This window comes from Photobacterium sp. DNB23_23_1 (assembly GCF_052873815.1).
Window position 1 is genome coordinate 25,649 of sequence record NZ_JBNNXT010000019.1, and the last position, 18,066, is coordinate 43,714.

20 protein-coding genes are annotated in these 18,066 nt (G+C 44.2%); 9 read left to right on the forward strand and 11 right to left on the reverse strand.

Translation table 11 applies throughout. The features are described from left to right. The first annotated feature begins 17 nt into the window (after nt 1–17). From ACVA53_RS13460 to ACVA53_RS13470, 3 genes are read left to right on the forward strand one after another with little or no spacing between them, the layout of a single operon-like run. Complete coding sequence (locus ACVA53_RS13460; protein WP_255042886.1) at nt 18–824, forward strand: crotonase/enoyl-CoA hydratase family protein; 807 nt, start codon at nt 18–20, stop codon at nt 822–824. A gap of 40 nt (nt 825–864) precedes the next feature. Beyond that, nucleotides 865–1,440: a rhomboid family intramembrane serine protease gene (locus ACVA53_RS13465; RefSeq protein WP_446505364.1), complete on the forward strand. Its 576-nt coding sequence runs from the start codon at nt 865–867 to the stop codon at nt 1,438–1,440. Further along, nucleotides 1,434–1,778: a DUF1840 domain-containing protein gene (locus ACVA53_RS13470; RefSeq protein WP_446505365.1), complete on the forward strand. Its 345-nt coding sequence runs from the start codon at nt 1,434–1,436 to the stop codon at nt 1,776–1,778. The genes ACVA53_RS13465 and ACVA53_RS13470 overlap by 7 nt, the downstream gene beginning before the upstream one ends. 9 nt (nt 1,779–1,787) lie before the next feature. Here the strand turns inward: ACVA53_RS13470 and ACVA53_RS13475 are convergent, their stop codons facing one another. The 3 genes from ACVA53_RS13475 to ACVA53_RS13485 all read right to left on the reverse strand — a co-directional run bounded on the left by ACVA53_RS13475 (nt 1,788) and on the right by ACVA53_RS13485 (nt 5,197). Next, a complete protein-coding gene (locus ACVA53_RS13475; protein ID WP_446505366.1) occupies nt 1,788–2,429 on the reverse strand; it encodes a DJ-1/PfpI family protein in 642 nt (213 codons plus the stop codon). A gap of 284 nt (nt 2,430–2,713) precedes the next feature. Continuing rightward, a complete protein-coding gene (locus ACVA53_RS13480; RefSeq protein ID WP_255042882.1) occupies nt 2,714–3,838 on the reverse strand; it encodes an endonuclease/exonuclease/phosphatase family protein in 1,125 nt (374 codons plus the stop codon). 90 nt (nt 3,839–3,928) lie between these two features. Next, on the reverse strand, nt 3,929–5,197 hold the full coding sequence (locus ACVA53_RS13485) for an O-acetylhomoserine aminocarboxypropyltransferase/cysteine synthase family protein (RefSeq protein WP_446505367.1): 1,269 nt from the start codon (nt 5,195–5,197) through the stop codon (nt 3,929–3,931). 256 nt (nt 5,198–5,453) lie between these two features. On the opposite strand from ACVA53_RS13485, the gene ACVA53_RS13490 reads away from it, so the two are divergent. Both ACVA53_RS13490 and ACVA53_RS13495 read left to right on the forward strand, forming a co-directional pair. Further along, nucleotides 5,454–6,659, forward strand: coding sequence for an anaerobic sulfatase maturase (locus tag ACVA53_RS13490; protein ID WP_255042880.1), 1,206 nt, complete (start codon nt 5,454–5,456; stop codon nt 6,657–6,659). A 14-nt stretch (nt 6,660–6,673) separates the two neighbouring features. Further along, nucleotides 6,674–8,170: a sulfatase family protein gene (locus tag ACVA53_RS13495; RefSeq protein WP_255042879.1), complete on the forward strand. Its 1,497-nt coding sequence runs from the start codon at nt 6,674–6,676 to the stop codon at nt 8,168–8,170. Between the two features lie 58 nt (nt 8,171–8,228). Here ACVA53_RS13495 and ACVA53_RS13500 read toward each other — a convergent pair whose 3' ends face one another. From ACVA53_RS13500 to ACVA53_RS13510, 3 genes are all read right to left on the reverse strand, one after another. Then, the gene (locus ACVA53_RS13500) at nt 8,229–8,900 is read right to left on the reverse strand and encodes a Crp/Fnr family transcriptional regulator (protein WP_255042878.1); all 672 of its coding nucleotides are present in this window, start codon (nt 8,898–8,900) and stop codon (nt 8,229–8,231) included. A 310-nt stretch (nt 8,901–9,210) separates the two neighbouring features. Then, a complete protein-coding gene (gene rodA / locus ACVA53_RS13505; RefSeq protein ID WP_255042877.1) occupies nt 9,211–10,293 on the reverse strand; it encodes a rod shape-determining protein RodA in 1,083 nt (360 codons plus the stop codon). An 82-nt stretch (nt 10,294–10,375) separates the two neighbouring features. Beyond that, nucleotides 10,376–10,840, reverse strand: coding sequence for a hypothetical protein (locus tag ACVA53_RS13510; RefSeq protein ID WP_446505368.1), 465 nt, complete (start codon nt 10,838–10,840; stop codon nt 10,376–10,378). Nucleotides 10,841–11,073: 233 nt separating this feature from the next. Between ACVA53_RS13510 and ACVA53_RS13515 the strand changes: the two genes are divergently transcribed. Then, on the forward strand, nt 11,074–11,547 hold the full coding sequence (locus ACVA53_RS13515) for a glycine zipper 2TM domain-containing protein (protein ID WP_255042875.1): 474 nt from the start codon (nt 11,074–11,076) through the stop codon (nt 11,545–11,547). Between the two features lie 94 nt (nt 11,548–11,641). Next, nucleotides 11,642–12,304 (forward strand): alpha/beta hydrolase, encoded by a 663-nt coding sequence (locus ACVA53_RS13520; RefSeq protein ID WP_255042874.1) that lies wholly within the window; start codon nt 11,642–11,644, stop codon nt 12,302–12,304. A gap of 83 nt (nt 12,305–12,387) precedes the next feature. On the opposite strand, the gene ACVA53_RS13525 is transcribed toward ACVA53_RS13520, so the two are convergent. From ACVA53_RS13525 to ACVA53_RS13540, 4 genes are all read right to left on the reverse strand, one after another. After that, entirely contained in the window at nt 12,388–13,014 is a 627-nt protein-coding gene (locus ACVA53_RS13525) for a 3'-5' exonuclease (protein ID WP_255042873.1), read from the reverse strand. Between the two features lie 51 nt (nt 13,015–13,065). Further along, nucleotides 13,066–13,488: a DUF3859 domain-containing protein gene (locus ACVA53_RS13530; protein ID WP_255042872.1), complete on the reverse strand. Its 423-nt coding sequence runs from the start codon at nt 13,486–13,488 to the stop codon at nt 13,066–13,068. 129 nt (nt 13,489–13,617) lie between these two features. Next, nucleotides 13,618–14,040: an Hsp20/alpha crystallin family protein gene (locus tag ACVA53_RS13535; RefSeq protein WP_255042871.1), complete on the reverse strand. Its 423-nt coding sequence runs from the start codon at nt 14,038–14,040 to the stop codon at nt 13,618–13,620. Between the two features lie 105 nt (nt 14,041–14,145). Beyond that, nucleotides 14,146–14,322, reverse strand: coding sequence for a hypothetical protein (locus ACVA53_RS13540; RefSeq protein ID WP_255042870.1), 177 nt, complete (start codon nt 14,320–14,322; stop codon nt 14,146–14,148). A gap of 76 nt (nt 14,323–14,398) precedes the next feature. Here ACVA53_RS13540 and ACVA53_RS13545 point away from each other — a divergent pair, with 76 nt between their 5' ends. Both ACVA53_RS13545 and ACVA53_RS13550 read left to right on the forward strand, forming a co-directional pair. After that, the gene (locus ACVA53_RS13545) at nt 14,399–14,848 is read left to right on the forward strand and encodes an AraC family transcriptional regulator (protein ID WP_255042869.1); all 450 of its coding nucleotides are present in this window, start codon (nt 14,399–14,401) and stop codon (nt 14,846–14,848) included. A gap of 450 nt (nt 14,849–15,298) precedes the next feature. Next, nucleotides 15,299–16,465 (forward strand): sodium:proton antiporter, encoded by a 1,167-nt coding sequence (locus ACVA53_RS13550; protein ID WP_255042868.1) that lies wholly within the window; start codon nt 15,299–15,301, stop codon nt 16,463–16,465. A 133-nt stretch (nt 16,466–16,598) separates the two neighbouring features. Here the strand turns inward: ACVA53_RS13550 and ACVA53_RS13555 are convergent, their stop codons facing one another. Next, a complete protein-coding gene (locus ACVA53_RS13555) occupies nt 16,599–17,984 on the reverse strand; it encodes an MATE family efflux transporter (protein ID WP_255042867.1) in 1,386 nt (461 codons plus the stop codon). Nucleotides 17,985–18,066 lie beyond the last annotated feature (82 nt).

The following is an 18,066-nucleotide window of genomic DNA, read 5'->3' on the forward strand; positions in this document are numbered from 1 at the left end:
CACACAAAGGAGTGCTTATGTCATGGACAAGATTGCTAGTTGAAGAAGAAAACGGCGTTGTCACTGTTGTGCTTAATCGGCCAGATAAGTGTAACGCGTTGGATATGCCGTTATTTCGAGAGCTTGATAAAGTGAGCCGTGATCTTCGCAAAAGAAAAGATGTTCGAGCTGTTATCGTCCGTGGGGCTGGTGGCAATTTCAGTAGTGGGCTTGACGTCAAAAGTGTCGTGACATCTCGCTCAAATGCGATCTCTTTGCTGGCAAAATGGTTACCTGGCAATGCCAACATGGCCCAGAGAGTATCGAGAAATTGGCGAAAAATACCTTGCCCTGTGATTGCAGTATTAGAAGGTAAATGCTGGGGTGGAGGAATGCAGATAGTTTTGGGCGCTGATTTTCGTATCGCTTCCCCGGGGGCAGAACTCTCGATCATGGAGATTCGCTGGGGACTGATGCCTGATATGGCCGGTTTGATGTCACTGCGTGAAGTGGTGCCGAAAGATGTGGCAATGCGCTTGACGATGACCGGTGAAATCTTGGAAGCTGAAGAGGCTAATGCGTTGAATCTGGTCAGCGAAGTGGTAGAAGAGCCTATGGTTCGTGCGAATGCTTTGTGCCAGTCAATTATTAATGGTTCGCCAGATGCCATCGCCGCAGTAAAATTGACAACAAATCGTTGCTGGCATAGTTCTGAACGTCGTTTGCTAGCTAGCGAGACCTTTAATCAAATTAGACTTCTATTTGGTAAAAACTTTCATATTGCGGGCAAGCGCCAACGTAAAAAGGTCGATATTGATTACAAATCAAGGCAGTCATTTTGGTAGTATGTCTTTTACGGTAGATCATATTTAATGGTTGTAAAACATGAAGCTGGATCAGAAAGATAGAGACTCAATAAAGTTTATTGTGACTGTTGTGGTGTTAATCACGATTATCCATATCTTCAACGTAATTACTGCGGGCTATCTTTCTGACTTTGGCTTGTTACCTCGTCACTTTAATGGGTTTACTGGAATTGTTGCCTATCCATTTCTCCATGGGTCATGGGGCCACCTGATCAGTAATATCCTCTCTTTCTCCGTATTAGCCTTCCTTGTTTCCCGAACGGGCATTGCGCGCTTGATCGCCATCTTTATGGTTAGTTGGGTGGGCAGTGGGTTAGGCGTCTGGTTCTTTGGTCGGATGCATTATCATATTGGCTTAAGCGGCATCATTTATGGTTTATGGGCATATTTATTGATGTACGCCATTATGTATCGCAGTGTGAAATCTATCGCGATTGCTATTTTGGTCATGTTTTTCTACGGCTCGATGATTTGGGGCTTTTTACCTACCCGTGAGTGGATCAGTTATGAGAGCCATTTATTCGGAGCGATATCTGGAGGGCTTGCAGGATATCTTTATGCCCGGCGAGATAAAAGGAGGAAGGAATCATGCTAGTGACTTTTAAGTGCAAGGTGCATGGTAATGTTGTGATGTTTGGTGACATTGCTAAGCAGCTACTGAGGCTCATGGGGTATTGTGAAAACATTCCCGGTGCGCTGGATCCGAAAGACATTGATGAGGCACTATCTAGGCTGACCACTGAGGTAAATCGCCTTCGGCAGTTAGAAGAACAAGCTTCTGATGCTGATGCTGATGCGGTTGATGTCGATGATGTGGCGGATCTAGATATGGAGCCAGTGGTAGGTCTTCATACAAGGGCTACACCGTTGATCGAAATGCTACAAGCAGCGAAAGACGCAAATTGCCATGTGATGTGGCAAGAGGGATGTTAAGAACACCTTCTATTCTACGATGTGAAGTGGTGCGAATGGGTCGTCCTCAGAATCATTGAGCCAAAGGTACTCCATCGTAATAGCCAGTTTTCTGGCTGTTTCTTCATTGATGTATGCTTTAATCACAGCAATGAACATATCAAAGCATGCAGTCTGGCCTGATGAGGTAAACACGCGCTGATCTTGAGTCCAACGTGCGACAGGTGCCCATTTAACTTGCTTTCCAAATTGAGTAACCCAGTGATAATGTTGCTTGTTAGTTGTTGCTACATGGCCTTTAAGTAGCCCAGCCTGTGCCAGCAGGGCTGAGCCAAGGCAAGATGAGCAAAGCAGGGTGTCGTGGCGATTTTGTTTTGTCAGCCAATCCACCATTTGTTCATCATTGATGGCTTTTTCGACACCGTTGCCGCCCGGTACATAGAGAATGTCATAAGCCAGCAATGCCTGATAGCTCAGGTCAACATTGAGTGGGATACCTTGTTGGCTCGTCATTATCTCACTATTATCAGAAACCAACAGAATATCGAACTTTTCTGGCAAAGCGTGGAATAGCGTAATTGCCGCCGATACCTGAAGCAGGTCAAAGCCTTCAAATAATAAAATCGCTAATGTGTCGCGAGAGGGTACGTCCGGTTGCTGATGCTCTGACATAGACATATCGTGTGTATTGGTTGCCTTAATTTAAGCGTAGCTTTGAGTTATGCCAGAGGCGTTCGCAAGATTGCGCATCTGGTATAATCATCTATACCAGCTTCCACTTCGCAGTGTGTTGCTAAGAGTACTTGGATTTAATCCTAGTTCATACTGTGGCATATGAGTAGTCTGTCAAATTTAGTGGTATTGGGGTTATATGTCTATAGGACGTTAAAGCCCTTCGCTGTGGAGGGCTTGGTATTTTCGGGGGCGGAAGCGTTAAACCGTTTTTTTATTCATAATTATTGGCGGATGCGAAGCGTGATCATCACAATGGCATGATCAGTACTGTGGCTATCGATATCATAAGACGAGTTGATAAGGTGACGGTCATAAAGGTGGTAGTCATAAACTTCCGCCATACTTTCACTGAAGCCAGGATCAAACTCCCCACTCAGTAAAATGTAATCGAGTACCATGCCTTTTGCGCCGTAATAGAAGGTATACGGAGCAGGGCGCTTTGTTGTGACTGGAGGGGGAAGATCCGCGATATTATCCACTGAACCATTCTGTTCGACGTCAATATTTTCACGGTGGCAGAGGCTTGATTGAAACAGCTGCCAACTATGTTGTAGACGATAGCGCTGTGAAATTGATCGTGAAAGATCATCTTTTATTTGCCGTGCACTATCAGACAACAAGTGGTGTAAAACACTTGTCTCTAATTCATCATTAAAGTCACCCATTAGCATAACTGGATACCCCGATTCGGTTTTACGTGACCAGATAGCATTGATTAGGTGTGCAGCCTCGGCGCTTCTTTGTTGGGTCGAAGCCCATTGACCAAGCATTTCTGATCGTAAAACCTCAACGGCTTTTTGATAAGCAGAAACGTCAGGCGTATTTTGCCGAGAGAAACTGTCGTCGGAAATAGATCTTTTTGACTTGAAATGAACCACATAGCAGTCGCATAGGCCAATTTGTGGTAGTTGAATTGTTGCTCTTAGTGGTTTGCGGCTAAATTCAAACTTGTTGCTGAGCCTAAGGGGTGTATTGAGGTGAGGCTCTTCTGTGACGGCTTGTAGATCTGTAATGGGGAAGCGTGATGCAATGGCAACCACTGGGCTGTCATAAATGTAGTCTCCTTCAATGTTCGGCGAATCGACAACGCCGAAGTAGGGATAACCGGCATTCTGGGTCAGCGCTTTTAATGATTCAGCGGAGAAAACTTCTTGAAAGCCGATAACATCAGGTTGCTGTTCCGTTAAGTAGGTTTTGATCCAAGCTTGTTTTTTGTCCCATTGTTGCTGCGAATAGATATTTTCGAAGTCATAAAAGGCATCGGGTGGGGCGAGGTAATTACATAAATTAAAAGTGGCTATCTTGATTGTGGTATTTGTGTCTTTGGCATCGACTGAATTCTGCAAGTTGCTTTCCACATGATCTACTGTCCTGTAGTTATGATACACCCAAGTCACTGAAAGGTGCAGTGACTTGGATATAAGCTTATAAACAGGTTATGTATTCAGTGCCTGCTCTAAATCTTCAATAATATCGTCGATATGTTCAATGCCCACAGAGAGACGGATCATCTCTGGGCTAACTCCTGCTTGTGCCTGCTCACTTTCACTTAGCTGTCGGTGAGTGGTTGATGCTGGGTGGCATGCTAGTGACTTAGCATCGCCGATATTTACTAGGCGTTTGAATATTTTCAGGGCGTCGTAGAAACGCACGCCGGCTTCATAGCCATCTTTCAGGCCGAATGACAGAATGGCAGAAGGTTTACCTTTCATGTATTTTTCTGCCAGTGGGTAGTATGGCGAATCCGATAATCCGGCATAACTAACCCAGCTCACTTTGTCGTGTTGTTTTAGGAACTCTGCGACTTTCAGCGCGTTCTCGGTATGGCGCTCCATGCGAAGAGGGAGGGTTTCTACCCCTTGCAGCAACATAAAGGCATTCATTGGTGATAAAGCCGAGCCGGTATTACGAAGAGGTACAGTTCGAGCGCGGCCAATAAAGGCTGCTTCACCAAAAGCTTCGGTATAGACAACACCGTGATAAGACGCTTCTGGCTGGTTAAATACGGGGAAGCGTTCCTTGAACTTGGCCCAAGGGAACTTACCGGAATCAACGATCATCCCACCTAATGTTGTGCCATGGCCGCCAACATATTTAGTCAGTGAGTGGACCACTATATCGGCACCGAACTCAATGGGTTTACATAAGGCCGGTGTCGCAACAGTATTATCGACGATCACAGGTACGCCTTGTTGGTGAGCAAGCTCTGCAATTTTTTCCAAATCGATAATATTCCCTGCTGGGTTACCAATGCTCTCGCAGTAAATCGCCTTGGTGTTCTCATCGATCAGAGCGGCTAAGCTCTCAGGCCTATCGTCAGGTGCGAACCGTACTTCAATCCCTTGTTTTGGCAACATATGGGCAAATAGCGTGTAAGTGCCACCGTAGAGTTGAGGTGTAGAAATGATGTTATCACCAGCTTCAGCAAGAGTTTGGACGGCATAATTGATCGCCGCACTACCAGCGCTGACGGCAAGGCCGGCAATCCCGCCTTCTAGGGCTGCCATGCGTTTTTCCAAGACATCATTGGTCGGGTTCATAATGCGGGTGTATATGTTACCCGGTACCGCTAAGTTAAAGAGGTCAGCACCATGTTGAGCATCATCAAACTCATAGGCAACGGTTTGATATATGGGCGTAGCGACTGATTTAGTTGTTGGGCAGGTTTCGTAACCACAGTGTATCGAGAGTGTTTCATCTTTCATATTGTAAGTCCTGTTTCTTCCATGATAAACGACGGAGCAATTAAAAATTATGACGAATGTTTAAATGTATTACAGCGAAGCCGCATTTTAAAACTAAAAAAGTTGCTGAAAATCACATAAAAAGAAGAGTGCAGCCATTTTGGACAAATGTCCTATTTCTACCGTTGTAACTTGCCTAACATCCGCACGCAAACGATTAAATACACTGTGGCTGCGGATGAATATACAAACTTGGAACCCTTCAGGCTGCCATGTCATGGCAAAACCGACAGGATCAAAATGCAATATCGATTGTTCGTATTGCTTCTATTTAGAAAAAGAAAATCTGTACCCTGATCGTGGGCAAGACTGGATGATGGGTGATGAAACCTTAGTCACATATATCCAGCAGCAGATTGAGGCTCAAAGCGGCAACGAAGTCGTATTTGCCTGGCAAGGTGGGGAACCAACGTTACGCGGTCTGGCGTTTTTTGAGCAGGCAGTGTTGCTACAGCAGAAGTATGCCAACGGCAAGAAGGTCGTTAATACTTTTCAAACAAACGGTATTTTAATTGATGAAAAGTGGTGTACGTTTTTTAAGCAACACAATTTTTTGATTGGTATTTCGATTGATGGCCCATCAGAGATTCATGATATTTACCGCAAAACCCGCGCCGGAAAACCTACTCACGCGAGGGTTGAAGCTGCAATTGCCTTGTTAAAGCAATATAGGATTGAATTTAATACGTTAACCGTGGTGAGCAAGGCAAATGTTCACCAAGCAATCACGGTTTATCGTTACCTAAAACAATTAGGTAGCCAACACATGCAATTTATTCCATTGGTCGAAAGAAAAGCGACTGAGAATACAGCCAGTGGGTTAACCCTTATCAATCCCGAGAGCAATATTGCAGGGGAGCTTTGTGAGTGGTCTGTTGAACCGACAGCTTTCGGTGAGTTTCTGACGCGAATATTTCATGAGTGGGTCAGGTTAGATATCGGCAATGTGTTCATCCAAATGTTCGAAAATACCTTTGCCTTAACGTGTGAACAGCCAGCTCAAATTTGTGTATTTGCCCCGCAGTGTGGCAGTGCATTTGCTCTTGAAGCCAATGGTGACTTGTATAATTGCGATCACTACGTGTATCCAGAATATAAGCTTGGGAATATCCGCCAAACAAGCATCATTGAAATGAATCGAAGTGATCGTAACCGACTGTTTAGTATGGCTAAATATGACACTCTTTCCGAGGATTGTCGTCGTTGTGAATTTCTTTCACTTTGCCACGGTGGATGCCCCAAGCATCGTTTTGCCATTTCTTCATCAGGCAAGCCAAACCAAAACTACCTCTGTGCAGGCTATAAAGCGTTTTTTCAATATTCGTCGCCTTACATGGCTTTGATGAAAAAGCTATATCAGAACAATTACCCGCCTGCAGCAATTATGCAAATTATCCAAAAGAAAGAATCTCAACAGCAGTAAATGGAGTATGTGCCATGTTTAAATTAAGTGCTATTGCCAAAGGGTGTGCATTGGCGGCCTTGTCATGCTCGCCGTTTGTACAAGCAGCAGAAAATGTGAGTACAAATGATCAGCCTAATATTATTGTGATCATGGCTGATGATCTAGGGCAGTGGGCAACAAGCTTTCGCAATCAAGATATCATTGAAACCCCTAATCTGGATTACTTGGCAGAGAATGGGGTTCGCTTTGAAAATGGTATGACACCGGCCCCGGTGAGTTCGGCTGCTCGAGCCTCCTTCCATACCGGGAAAATGCCTTCGCAACACGGGGTCTATGATTTCTTGGCAGAAGATCCTAAATTCGATGCCAACTGGCTGGATGGCGAGAAGCTTCTTTCTGAGCGAATGAAAGATGAAGGTTATCGCACCGCCTTGATGGGTAAGTGGCATGCGACGACTGACAGTAAAGATCCGATTCGGGGCTTTGACCGCTGGCTGAGTTATGATGCACTCGAAGCGGGTTGGAAGAACCAATACTTACACTCGGGTACGGTACTGTTCTCAAGTGATGGTGAGAATATGGAGTACACCGGTATCCAAGCGCAATTCTTGACAGATGAGACGCTTAAATTTATTGATCAGGACAATGACCAGCCTTTCTTTGTTAGCCTTAACTATGTTGAGCCTCACTTCCCATTCGAAGGTCTCCCTGAACGCTTGGTAACCAAGTATCGCGGTATTGCGCACAAGGTGGTGGCGTTTGGTGGAAATTCTGTGCTCGATCATATGAGCGACTTTACTTTGGTTCCAGATGACCATGAAGAGCAATTAGCTCAATACTTAGCCGCAGTTACATTACTCGATGATCAACTAGGTAAGCTGATTGATGGCCTTGAAGGGCGTGACTTACTTGAGAACACGGTTATTGCATTTGTTTCTGACCATGGCCTATTAATGGGGCAGCATGGTTTATACGGTAAGGTCAATGCGTCGTTCCCATATAACTATTACGAAGAGACAGTACGTATTCCGTTTGTGGTTTCAGGCCCTGAAAAGTACGTAAGGCAGAAACAAGTGCGTGGTGAATTCGTCGACCTTCTTGATCTACATGCTACTGTGCTGGATCTCGCCGCTGGTGATAAGCAATCCTATGACACAAGTTATGGCCCAGGTAAGACACTGCTACCAATGCTTAAAGGTGAGCGAGTTAGAGAGTGGCGTGAGTATCAGTTTGCAGAACGTGGTAATTCCAGAATGATTTCGAATGGTCATTGGAAACTTATTCGCTACTACCCGAACCCAGAAGTGAACAAAGAACCTGAAGATCACTGGTACGATCTAAGCAACCCGATGGGCGAGCGGTATTTGTCTGAGCCACCACGCGAAGAACTACGAGTGAAGATGATTGCTGATCTCGATGCTTTCTTTGAGCAGTACTCAAGCGATAAATTTGACGGACTGAAGATGTGGGAGTTGGCTTACCCTAACTTCACAACGGAAGATATGTTGAAGCACGAACGCTGGAACTAATTCTTTAGCAATTACTCGTTAGCTGGCCGTCAGTACTGTACATAAGTAGTGAGGCCAGCTACTTATCAATTTCTCTCTCCAAAATCTCTGTTAACAGTGAACGATTTCTGACTCGAATAAAGTTTCTACCTACATCAATGGCATCTTCAACTTGTAGTTGCTTGATAACGCGGTTATAAACGCGGATGCTGGTACCAATCCGTTCTGATTCCAGAGTCTTATTGATATAGAGCTTTTCGCCAGGGTTTTGTTCATCAAAAGAGAGCAGTTCGTCAATCACGCAGTATTTGATGGTGTGAAGGATATTTCGGGTCATCTTTTCAACAGACAAATACCATTTCGATGTGATGTGTTTAAAGACAAACTTGGCCAATTCAGGCGTTTGATAAATGAGCTGGGTAAACTGTTTGGTATCAAGGTGGTAGCCAGTACATTCAGTATTTGCGTAAACAGTATAGAAGCAGGGCTTTTCAGAAAAGAGCTCCATTAAGCCAATGAAGCCATTATGCTTATAGGTACCTAATTGGAAGCGTCGGCCGTGCACGGTTTGACGGTTTAAGCTGATTTCACCTTCTAAAATAAACAGTAGCTGCTCGACTTGCTGCCCTTGGCTGAGAAGTATCTGGCCTTTCTCGAAGCGAGCAGGTTTTACCGTTATCTTGTCTTGATGCTGATTCAGGTAGTTAATTAAGGTTTTCGTGTCGTAGATATCTTCTGAAGTAACGAGCATAGTAATCATTGTTCGATGAGTAATAGAGCAGTATGTTGCTCAATGTGTTGTGCACGAAAGGCGGGTTTGATGAATGCTATGAAAGTATACTGCAAATCTATCGTTTTCCAGTGCTGTTTCTTGTCTTATACCAATCTGGATAAGTCGTTGATCAAGTATTTGCACTGGAAAAATCGTTGTTATCAAGGCAGATATAGCAGTAACTAGTCGCTCTAATTACAAAATATCTAACGCAGAGAACAGCGATTTAAACCAGCAAGACTGATCAAATATTTATGTTGGTCGCGCTTTTTAACCTCAGTAATAGCCTCTATTTACTCTTGTAAGGCTGATACAGACACAACGACATGATAATGCCAAAGCACACACCTTGTGTGATCATCGCGGTGCCGCCATAACTAAAGAAGGGCAGAGGGCTACCCATAACAGGCAGCACGCCGCTTACCATGCCCATATTGATAAAGGCATACAAGAAGAAGCTCAATGACAACGCACCGCTGACCAGTCGGTTAAAGGGCGATTCACATTGACAAGCCAGCCAGATAACTCGACCGGTAATAAACAGGTATAAGCCTAACAAAATCATTGTGCCGAGGAATCCCCATTCTTCCGCATAGGTAGAAAAAATAAAGTCAGTATGGCTTTCAGGGATAAAGCCGAGGTGGCCTTGAGTGGCATTCATCCATCCCTTCCCCTTAATACCTCCAGAGCCAATCGCTATCAGCGATTGGATGATCTGATAGCCCGCCCCAAGAGGGTCCGATTCAGGGTCAAGAAATTGGGTGACACGCTTTTTCTGATACGCTTCCATAACGAAGAACCATAACAGAGGAAGGGCAGTGGCAATGCCGCCAAGAAAAGAGCCGATGATCTTCCAACTCATTCCTGCAAAATAGAGGACAAATAGGGCGTAGATAATCGTAAAGATTGCGCCGTCAAGATCAGGCTGAATAAAAATGAGTCCAGCCGGTACGCCTGTAATCAGCAAGCATAGACCGATTTTTTTTAGATCTGGTCGTCCAGCATCAACAACCAATAGCCAAGCAACCATCATTGGTATTGCGACTTTGACTAACTCTGACGGTTGGAAGCGGATAGGGCCAATTGCCAGCCAACGTTGAGAGCCGTTGGTGCTGTCGCCCATAACTATAACGCCAAGTAGTAAGATCACAGCTAAACCATACAGGTATGGTGCGGCATGCTGATATTTAATCGGTGGAATGGCGGACATAACCACCAAACAAGCCAATGCGATTAAGGCGCGGGTAAGATGTCGTTCGAGCATTGGTTCACTGAAGCCGCTAGCACTCCATACGGTGAGAGAGCCGAGTAATATCAGCGAGATGATGGCGATTAACAAGGGATAATCAATTCTTGGTCTGTAATTAAGCATATTCTTATGTTTCGCAAGCAATAACAATAAGCGCATTGCATAAGCAGATGCGCGTAGCGGTTGTATTTATAGTCAGATGTCGTTAAGGCTTGAATCGTTGATGCTCAACGATGGTTCGGTATTGAATATTGGCTTCTTTCCAGCCTCCTAGGCGGTGGTTGACTTTCAACACCATATAGGCGGACAGCGGCAAGGCGGTGGCTGTCATCGCAACCATGACCCACTGCCTGACAAGTTGACGACGATGCGAAGTTTGAACCGCATATTCGACAGACTGTGCACGTTGTTGGAGCTCTAAGTGCCGCTGCGAAGAAGGTGGAGAACTGAGGGTTATCCAGCCAATGGGTTCATGTTTATGGAGCGACGAGAAATACCATTCCTCTTCATCGCCCGATCTTTGCTCTGATGACTCGACTGCAAGCGCTAAGTGATAGCGACTGTGTTCTAGGCCGGGTTGGAAAAGAAAGCTGATGTAGGTTGAGAGAGAGACAAGCGATAGCCCGAAGAGCAACGTAATGAACTTGGAGAGTGAAAGGGTCGTTTTCATTGCCTGTGTCTAAGCTAAAGCGGTTGATAGCTTTATAATCTCTGAGTGCTGGTAAATTATAGTGTTAGTGAAAAAATGCAATGATTTTTGATAGCGCAAGGATTTAAACACAGTTGGCTGCTGGATATTTATCCATTTTACTGCTCATTAAACTCATGTGTCTTGAAGTCGTTTGGGTATAAAGTGTTGCCGCTATACTTAAGTCAGGTTCCTACGAGACATAAGGTGTCAGCATGAAAAAATTGTTTTATCCGCTTGTATTGTTGGTCGGTTTATTGGGATTAGGGATGGCGGGGTGTTCAAGCAATCCGTATGGCGATTCCTATGGCGTAGCTGACACGCGAACAATCCAGCAGGTTCGAACTGGCGTGATCGTAAGAACGGAGCCTGTGACTATTGAAGGGGAAGGTCAAGCGGTTGGGGCCATCGCCGGTGCGGCAGTGGGGGGGATTCTTGGTTCAAAGATAGGGGGTGGTTCTGGTTCTGATATTGCAGCCATTGGTGGTGGTGTCTTAGGTGGTTATGCGGGTAGTAAAGCCGCAGAGGGGGTGACAAAGAGAAATGGTGTGAACCTGACCATCAAAATGGATGATACCGGTGAGACTATCGCGATTGTTCAAGAAGCTAACCCAAACATGATGTTCACTGTCGGGCAGCGGGTGCGAGTGAATGTTGATGGCCGTACGGCACGCGTCGTTCCTGAATAAACAGACCCCCTGAAATAAGCCATTTAAGTGAATAGCTGCTTAAGTGGCTTTACTATAAACTCATGAATTCACTTCATTGCAGGATGCAGACTCAATGACACAACATTTATCTTCCGTAATTGTCGAACCCACAGAAACACCAAGCGCTTCCGTTATTTGGCTTCATGGCCTTGGTGCTAATGGCCATGACTTTGAAGCGATTCTTCCCGAACTAAACCTACCGCCGGAAGTGGCTATTCGTTTTATCTTTCCTCATTCGCCATCAATTCCTGTCACGATTAATGGCGGCATGGTGATGCCTGCTTGGTACGACATCCTTGAGATGGGCGCTGGGCGCAAATTGAATACTGAGCAACTGCTGGATTCTGCTCAAGCCATTTCCAAACTAGTGGATCATGAAATTGCTAGTGGAATAAGGAGCGACCGGATAATTTTGGCAGGCTTTTCACAGGGGGGAGCTGTGGCTTATCACGTTGCATTGACTTACCCTGAACCGTTGGCTGGGTTATTAGCGTTATCCACTTATTTTCCGACAGCGGATGATATTGAAGTTAGCACCGCCAATAAGCAACTCGACATTGAAGTCATGCATGGCAGTTATGATCCTGTTGTCTTACCTGCTATGGGTAAAGAGGCTGTTGAGGCTTTGAAACAGAAAGGCTTTATGCCTAATTGGCGTGAATATCCCATGGAGCATCAGGTTTGTTATCCACAAATCAAGGATATATCAAAATGGCTGCAGGCTAAATTGCTGTAATTAGCTGTTTTAAAAACAGAATGGATACCCAGATAATAATACTTGGGTATCCAATAAAGCAGGGTGGTAGCTATCTATGTGAGTTAGGCTGCAATCTTTTTAAATAATGCCGGAATCGCTGCTTTGCTGGTTTTACTCAATTTTCGCATTGTATCAAACGACACTTTTTGTAGGTTAGTCTGTGTTTTTACTTCACTGACTAAACGTTGCCAGAGTCTTGCCGTCATTTCAGCATCAGCCAAAGCTCGGTGGAATGTACCATCGTTTTCAATGTTAAGTTCGTTAACTAAAGTGCCGAGCTTATGGTTTGGTATATCTTGATAAATGCGTCGCGCCAATAGCATTGAGCAGACAAAACTACCGCTGTACTGGCGGTTTAGCATCTCAAGCTCTGCATCAAGGAATCGCTGGTCGAAAGAGGCGTTGTGTGCAATAAGATTATACCCTTGAATAAAATCAGCAAATTCGTCCATGACTGCATTACAGCTTGGCGCTGACTCTAACATTTCGTTGGTGATGCCGGTGTAGCCTTCGATAAAACTGCTGACACGAAAGCCTGGATTCATCAGTTGCTGGAACTGGTCGATCACGATGCCATTTTGAATCTTTACTGCACCAATTTCGATGGCGCGGTCGCCCATATTTGGCGAAAGGCCAGTTGTCTCAAAGTCGAGTACGATAACAGTATCTGCTGAGTGTTGTGTATACATTAGAAACCTAAGAAATTAGTGTGTGTTACGTGTACTGCTTTTACTTGGATATCAGTATCCACGTTTCTTCCAAAAGTCAGCTTCGTCTTTGGCGTAAAGGTTAAACGTCTTCTCAGCCACTACCTTACTGCCAAGTTCGATTGTCATGCGCCATTTACCGATTTTATTCGCGATCGGGGCCCAAATAGTATCACCTAGGTAAAAATCCCAGTCATTGGTTCTAACATGTAATTCACCATCGAACGGTTCCAATTCATCACCGTCCTCATCAGTAATACCTGGGTGGTAAATACAATAGCGGATCTTCTCACCACGGGCTTTCTTAATATTGACAGTAAAGCCGAACTCGATGTCTATTTCTGCAGGCACATCGGTGGTAAAGGTCTTGATTTTAGGCAAGTGCTTGGATTCGGCATCCCAGGTCGTATGGATACCATACGTCTCGATACTGACAACAGGTTTTGATTTGGCCATGAGGTAAAGAACAGAGTTGCTAAAGGAAAGTGCATTATAAGGCTTAGAGAGAGATGTTTCATTCCAAATTGTGTTAAGAAAAAAAGAGGCTAGCAAACTAGCCTCTTGTTTGGTTCTCGAAGAGCACGATTAATTGATTTCAATATTAGTGCTATCGGGTGACGCGCCTTCTATTTTGGGAACTATAACCGTGAGGACACCATCACTAAAGCGCGCTTGTACGTCTTCCTGCTGGATATTATGGCCTAGATAGAAGCTGCGCATTAATCTTCCTTCATAGCGCTCCTTGCGAATGACTTTGCCATCTTTCTCTTCTTGGTCGTCTTTTTTGGTCACCGCTTCAATAGTCAGCGATCCATTGGATAACTGTACAGAGATATCACTTTTATTGACTCCCGGTAAGTCAGCGGTAATTTCAAAGCTCTTCTCTTGTTCTACGATGTTGATTCGCGGTGAGTAGACATCGGCATCGTGTCTATGCCTCAAAGTAGGGAAGTTGTGATCAAACATATGTGAGAAGTCGAACCATGAATCTCGAGGTACCAAGCTCATAACTGCCTCCGACTGATTGTCTAACTATCTTTAATAGTGTAGTTAGAGGCAGTTGAGCGTGGTGGGGTATGTCACTTGGGGTTGATATATATCAACTACAGAGGACTAATCCCCTCCGTCACCATCGCCATCATGGCTACCGTCAGACGGAGAATCGTCACCAGGGCTACCTTTGGCGTACCGATCAAGCTCTTCAGTTTCCTCATCAGGCATCTGTTGATCAACGATATTGTCCTGGTTGGGCTGGGTAGGGTTAAAGATATTCTTGAGCCATTCAAACATAGGCTAACCTTATTGAGAACCAGTGTGGTTTAATGAAATTACATTGTTAATACTAGTTCGTTGTGTAGGTAATGAGATGAAAAGTGAACAAATTGCCGAAACCCATTTAGCGTATCTCAGGGTCACTGGGCCCTATGGCGAAAACTATGAGCCCGCTGTTGAGCTTTTATACCGTTGGGCAGGAGAGAACCATTTACAAGGTGGGCAGTGCTTGTTTATCTATCACGATGATCCTGAAACAACTGAATTGTCAAAATGCCGGACTGATATTTGTCTTACGGTTCCTGCTGGTACGACTGCGAGTGGTAATGTAGGTATACAGGTTTTATCGGCGGGAAGATATTGTATGTTTCGTGAAATAGTTAGAAGTAAGTCAGAATACCCCAGGTATTGGAAAAAGCTATTGGATCAGGTGAAAATCGCAGGTTTGGAGGTTGATGAGCGGCCATGTTTCGAACTGTATCATAGTTATGATATTGAAACACATGTTGCAGACGTCGGTTTTTACGTAGCGGTGAAAGGCTGAATGTACAGTATTGTTATGGCGTTCCTGCCTTGTGCTGTAGAGTGTGTTTTTTGAATTTAATCAGCAAAGGTTGTATATTTCTGGCTGGAAGTGTAAAAAGTTGCTTCAGTTGATGATGAAATATTATTTCACATCGGTTAGACAGAAAAGACTTGAAGAAAAACCCGAGTTAAGGTTATTATTCGCACTTACAAAAAACATCTCATTTTTTCTCATCTTCGCTAATAAATTAATTTATCTCCTTTTAATATATTTCATAATGTAAACAGCAGAAACAACCGCTTAAGCTTTGTTGATGTTATAAATACTTGCCATGTTTTCATTACAGAAAAATACTTTTATACACGTTAAATAAAACACTGAAATAAGTTTAATCAATATATTCATACTCAAGAATAAAAATATAAAAGACGTTTGTAGAATGAAGGTTACTCTTAATAAGGTGTCAATGTGAAAAAAGTCATACTCTATTCAATTTTACTTTTGGTTGGCTTGTTCCTATCACAATTACTACCCCTGTACATCGATGGCTATAGCGCCTTGCAACCTATACTGATGGTTGTAACGATGTCGGCATTGGCTTACATCATGATTAATGTAGGGCGTGAGTTTGAGATAGATAAAAACAACCTGAAGCAGTACAGCTGGGATTACATAGTCGCGATGACCACGGCAACATTCCCTTGGATCGCGGTTGTGCTGTATTTTATTTTTGTGTTGATGCCAAGTGACTTATGGTTCAATGCCGGTGCATGGAAAGAAACCCTTGTGATTGGTCGCTTTGCAGCGCCTACATCCGCAGGTGTTCTATTTGCAATGCTTGCAGCTGCTGGGCTTGGTGCAACGTGGATGTTCAAGAAGGCGCGTGTATTAGCCATTTTTGATGACCTTGATACAGTGTTGCTGATGGTTCCATTGACCATTTTGGTTGTCGGCTGGCGTCCTGCACTAGGCTTAACTTTGCTTCTAATGCTTGCGCTGCTCATTATAGGCTACAAGTATCTACATAAGTGGAACATTCCCTCTTCTGCAGGCGTAATTGTTGGCTATTCAGTGTTGATCGCTGGCCTCTGCGAGATATTCTACATCTCAACTGATATTCATTTTGAGGTATTGCTACCAGCCTTTGTGTTGGGCTGTATGATGAAATCTCAGCATGAATCAGCAAAAGATGTAAAACTGTCAACAGCCGTAGCTTGTCTTTTTATGGTGTTGGTCGGTTTGAGCTTACCCCAAATTTTCGGTGCTGTGACGCCAGCAGATAACTCAAGTATTACAACTTCGATGCCAGCAATGGAAATGAGTGAAATTGCTTTTCACGTCATTATGATTTCTATTGTGTCGAATATCGGCAAAATGTTCCCGCTGTTTTGCTATCGAAAAGAAGCAACATTAAAAGAGCGATTGGCACTATCTATTGGTATGTGGCCGCGTGGTGAAGTCGGTGCTGGTGTATTGATGATCAGTATCGGATATGGATTTGGTGGACCTATTGTGACGATCAGTATGCTGTCGTTGGCATTGAACTTAGTGCTGACAGGCTTCTTCATCATGATGGTACGTAGTTTGATTCTAGGCCCAGTTAAAGGAGGCGCATATGAAAAAACGCGAGCTTAAATTACTTGCAGCTGTAATATCTATCTTTTTGTTTTCACTTGTAGTAGGTAGAGCAGCAGCCTAAAAATAAGGTTTATTACGGGCTACGTCTTCCAATAGACGTAGCCCGTTTTTTATTTTGATGAATAGGCAACTATACCGCAGCTGGTTGAGGTTGAACGGTGAGGTTGTTTAACCAACGACGTTTTAAGTACCGGTTAAAGCACAACGACAGTTTGACAACTTCTTCAGTCAGCAGAGCTAAATAAACCCAACCATATGACCACTCACCAATAAATGCACCGTAGGCTGTAAATGGAATACCAATCATCCACATCGCGATGAAGTCCATTCTCAAACAAAATAGGTTTTCCCCGCCAGTCCGAAGAATTCCATTAATGATGATCATGTTTAGCATTCTTAACGTGATACCTATACTAATAACGTACATTGCAGGTTGTGCTAGTGGTATTAAGTCGTCTTGGTCGAGGTTTAACCAAGACAGAACGAACTGGTGGTTTAGATAAAGAAATAGCCCCATACCTAAACCGATAATCAGAACAAACTTCAGGAAAAAGGCAGTCATCGCTTGTGCCTTTTCAAACTCATCCCGGCCCAAAGACTGACCTATCAATACCGAACAAGCTACTGAAATCCCCATGAACACTGAATATAACAATGACTCAAAAGGACCGATCATGCTAAATACTGCCAGCTCTGTCGTGCCCATATGACCAAAAATGATTTGATAGGTTAGGGTACCCAGAGCCCACAGAAGCGCGTTTAACGAATGAGGGATCGCAAGTTTACGGTAAGTCATCCACAATGTTTGGTGATTACGAATCGCACGGCTGACAATGAGCCAATGCTGGCGGTAAACCAGTACGGCACACATCATTAAAACCTGTGCGAATCGAGCAATCGTTGTTGCCAGAGCTGCACCAGCGACGCCCATTGCAGGTATTCCTAATCCGCCTTTGATTAGCAGGAAATTTAGGGCAATATTCAGCGCAATAGTAATAGCACCTAAAATTAAAGGTAGTATGGCATCATCGCTAGCACGCAAGCTAGATTCCAGTGTAATAATCACATGTGTCAGAATCAGAACGGGAAAGCTATACCATAGATACTGGCTGCCTTGCATGATCACTGCCATGTCATTGGTCTGAAGCTGCATAATCTGCGGGGCAAACACGGTGATAACAAAAGTAACGGGTACCATGATGATGGCGCCTAACTTCATTGCTTGAATTGTTACCGTTTTCGCATGAACACTGTCTTTTTTCCCCCAATATTGGGAAACTAGGATGCCATTGGCAGAAGCTAGGCCCGCCATGATCATAATGGCGACAAAATGCCATTTCGATGCAATACCGACAGCCGCAGTGGCTGATTGGCCGAAATCGCTAACCATTAACACATCGGCAAGGGCAAGAATTGCTACCAAGGCACTTTGAATGGCAACGGGAAAAGCTAGCTTTGCAATACGAGTAAAGAGGTCATTTGGCAGTGCTGTTTGTGTTTTTTTAATTGTTGTCATCGTAAGTCTCCGAATCATACCAATTAGAAATAGGTCGGCTTGGTAATGGACGGCAACTATAGCGAAACAGAAAATGGAGTGA

Bases quoted from the DNA above. Each gene is read 5' to 3' on its own strand.
- ACVA53_RS13495 (WP_255042879.1), top strand. From the start codon at position 6,674: ATGTTTAAATTAAGTGCTATTGCCAAAGGGTGTGCATTGGCGGCCTTG.
- ACVA53_RS13515 (WP_255042875.1), top strand. From the start codon at position 11,074: ATGAAAAAATTGTTTTATCCGCTTGTATTGTTGGTCGGTTTATTGGGA.
- ACVA53_RS13535 (WP_255042871.1), bottom strand. From the start codon at position 14,040: ATGAGCTTGGTACCTCGAGATTCATGGTTCGACTTCTCACATATGTTT.
- ACVA53_RS13460 (WP_255042886.1), top strand. From the start codon at position 18: ATGTCATGGACAAGATTGCTAGTTGAAGAAGAAAACGGCGTTGTCACT.
- ACVA53_RS13490 (WP_255042880.1), top strand. From the start codon at position 5,454: ATGGCAAAACCGACAGGATCAAAATGCAATATCGATTGTTCGTATTGC.
- ACVA53_RS13540 (WP_255042870.1), bottom strand. From the start codon at position 14,322: ATGTTTGAATGGCTCAAGAATATCTTTAACCCTACCCAGCCCAACCAG.
- ACVA53_RS13510 (WP_446505368.1), bottom strand. From the start codon at position 10,840: ATGAAAACGACCCTTTCACTCTCCAAGTTCATTACGTTGCTCTTCGGG.
- ACVA53_RS13475 (WP_446505366.1), bottom strand. From the start codon at position 2,429: ATGTCAGAGCATCAGCAACCGGACGTACCCTCTCGCGACACATTAGCG.
- ACVA53_RS13465 (WP_446505364.1), top strand. From the start codon at position 865: ATGAAGCTGGATCAGAAAGATAGAGACTCAATAAAGTTTATTGTGACT.
- ACVA53_RS13500 (WP_255042878.1), bottom strand. From the start codon at position 8,900: ATGCTCGTTACTTCAGAAGATATCTACGACACGAAAACCTTAATTAAC.
- rodA (WP_255042877.1), bottom strand. From the start codon at position 10,293: ATGCTTAATTACAGACCAAGAATTGATTATCCCTTGTTAATCGCCATC.
- ACVA53_RS13520 (WP_255042874.1), top strand. From the start codon at position 11,642: ATGACACAACATTTATCTTCCGTAATTGTCGAACCCACAGAAACACCA.
- ACVA53_RS13485 (WP_446505367.1), bottom strand. From the start codon at position 5,197: ATGAAAGATGAAACACTCTCGATACACTGTGGTTACGAAACCTGCCCA.
- ACVA53_RS13525 (WP_255042873.1), bottom strand. From the start codon at position 13,014: ATGTATACACAACACTCAGCAGATACTGTTATCGTACTCGACTTTGAG.
- ACVA53_RS13530 (WP_255042872.1), bottom strand. From the start codon at position 13,488: ATGGCCAAATCAAAACCTGTTGTCAGTATCGAGACGTATGGTATCCAT.
- ACVA53_RS13555 (WP_255042867.1), bottom strand. From the start codon at position 17,984: ATGACAACAATTAAAAAAACACAAACAGCACTGCCAAATGACCTCTTT.
- ACVA53_RS13470 (WP_446505365.1), top strand. From the start codon at position 1,434: ATGCTAGTGACTTTTAAGTGCAAGGTGCATGGTAATGTTGTGATGTTT.
- ACVA53_RS13545 (WP_255042869.1), top strand. From the start codon at position 14,399: ATGAAAAGTGAACAAATTGCCGAAACCCATTTAGCGTATCTCAGGGTC.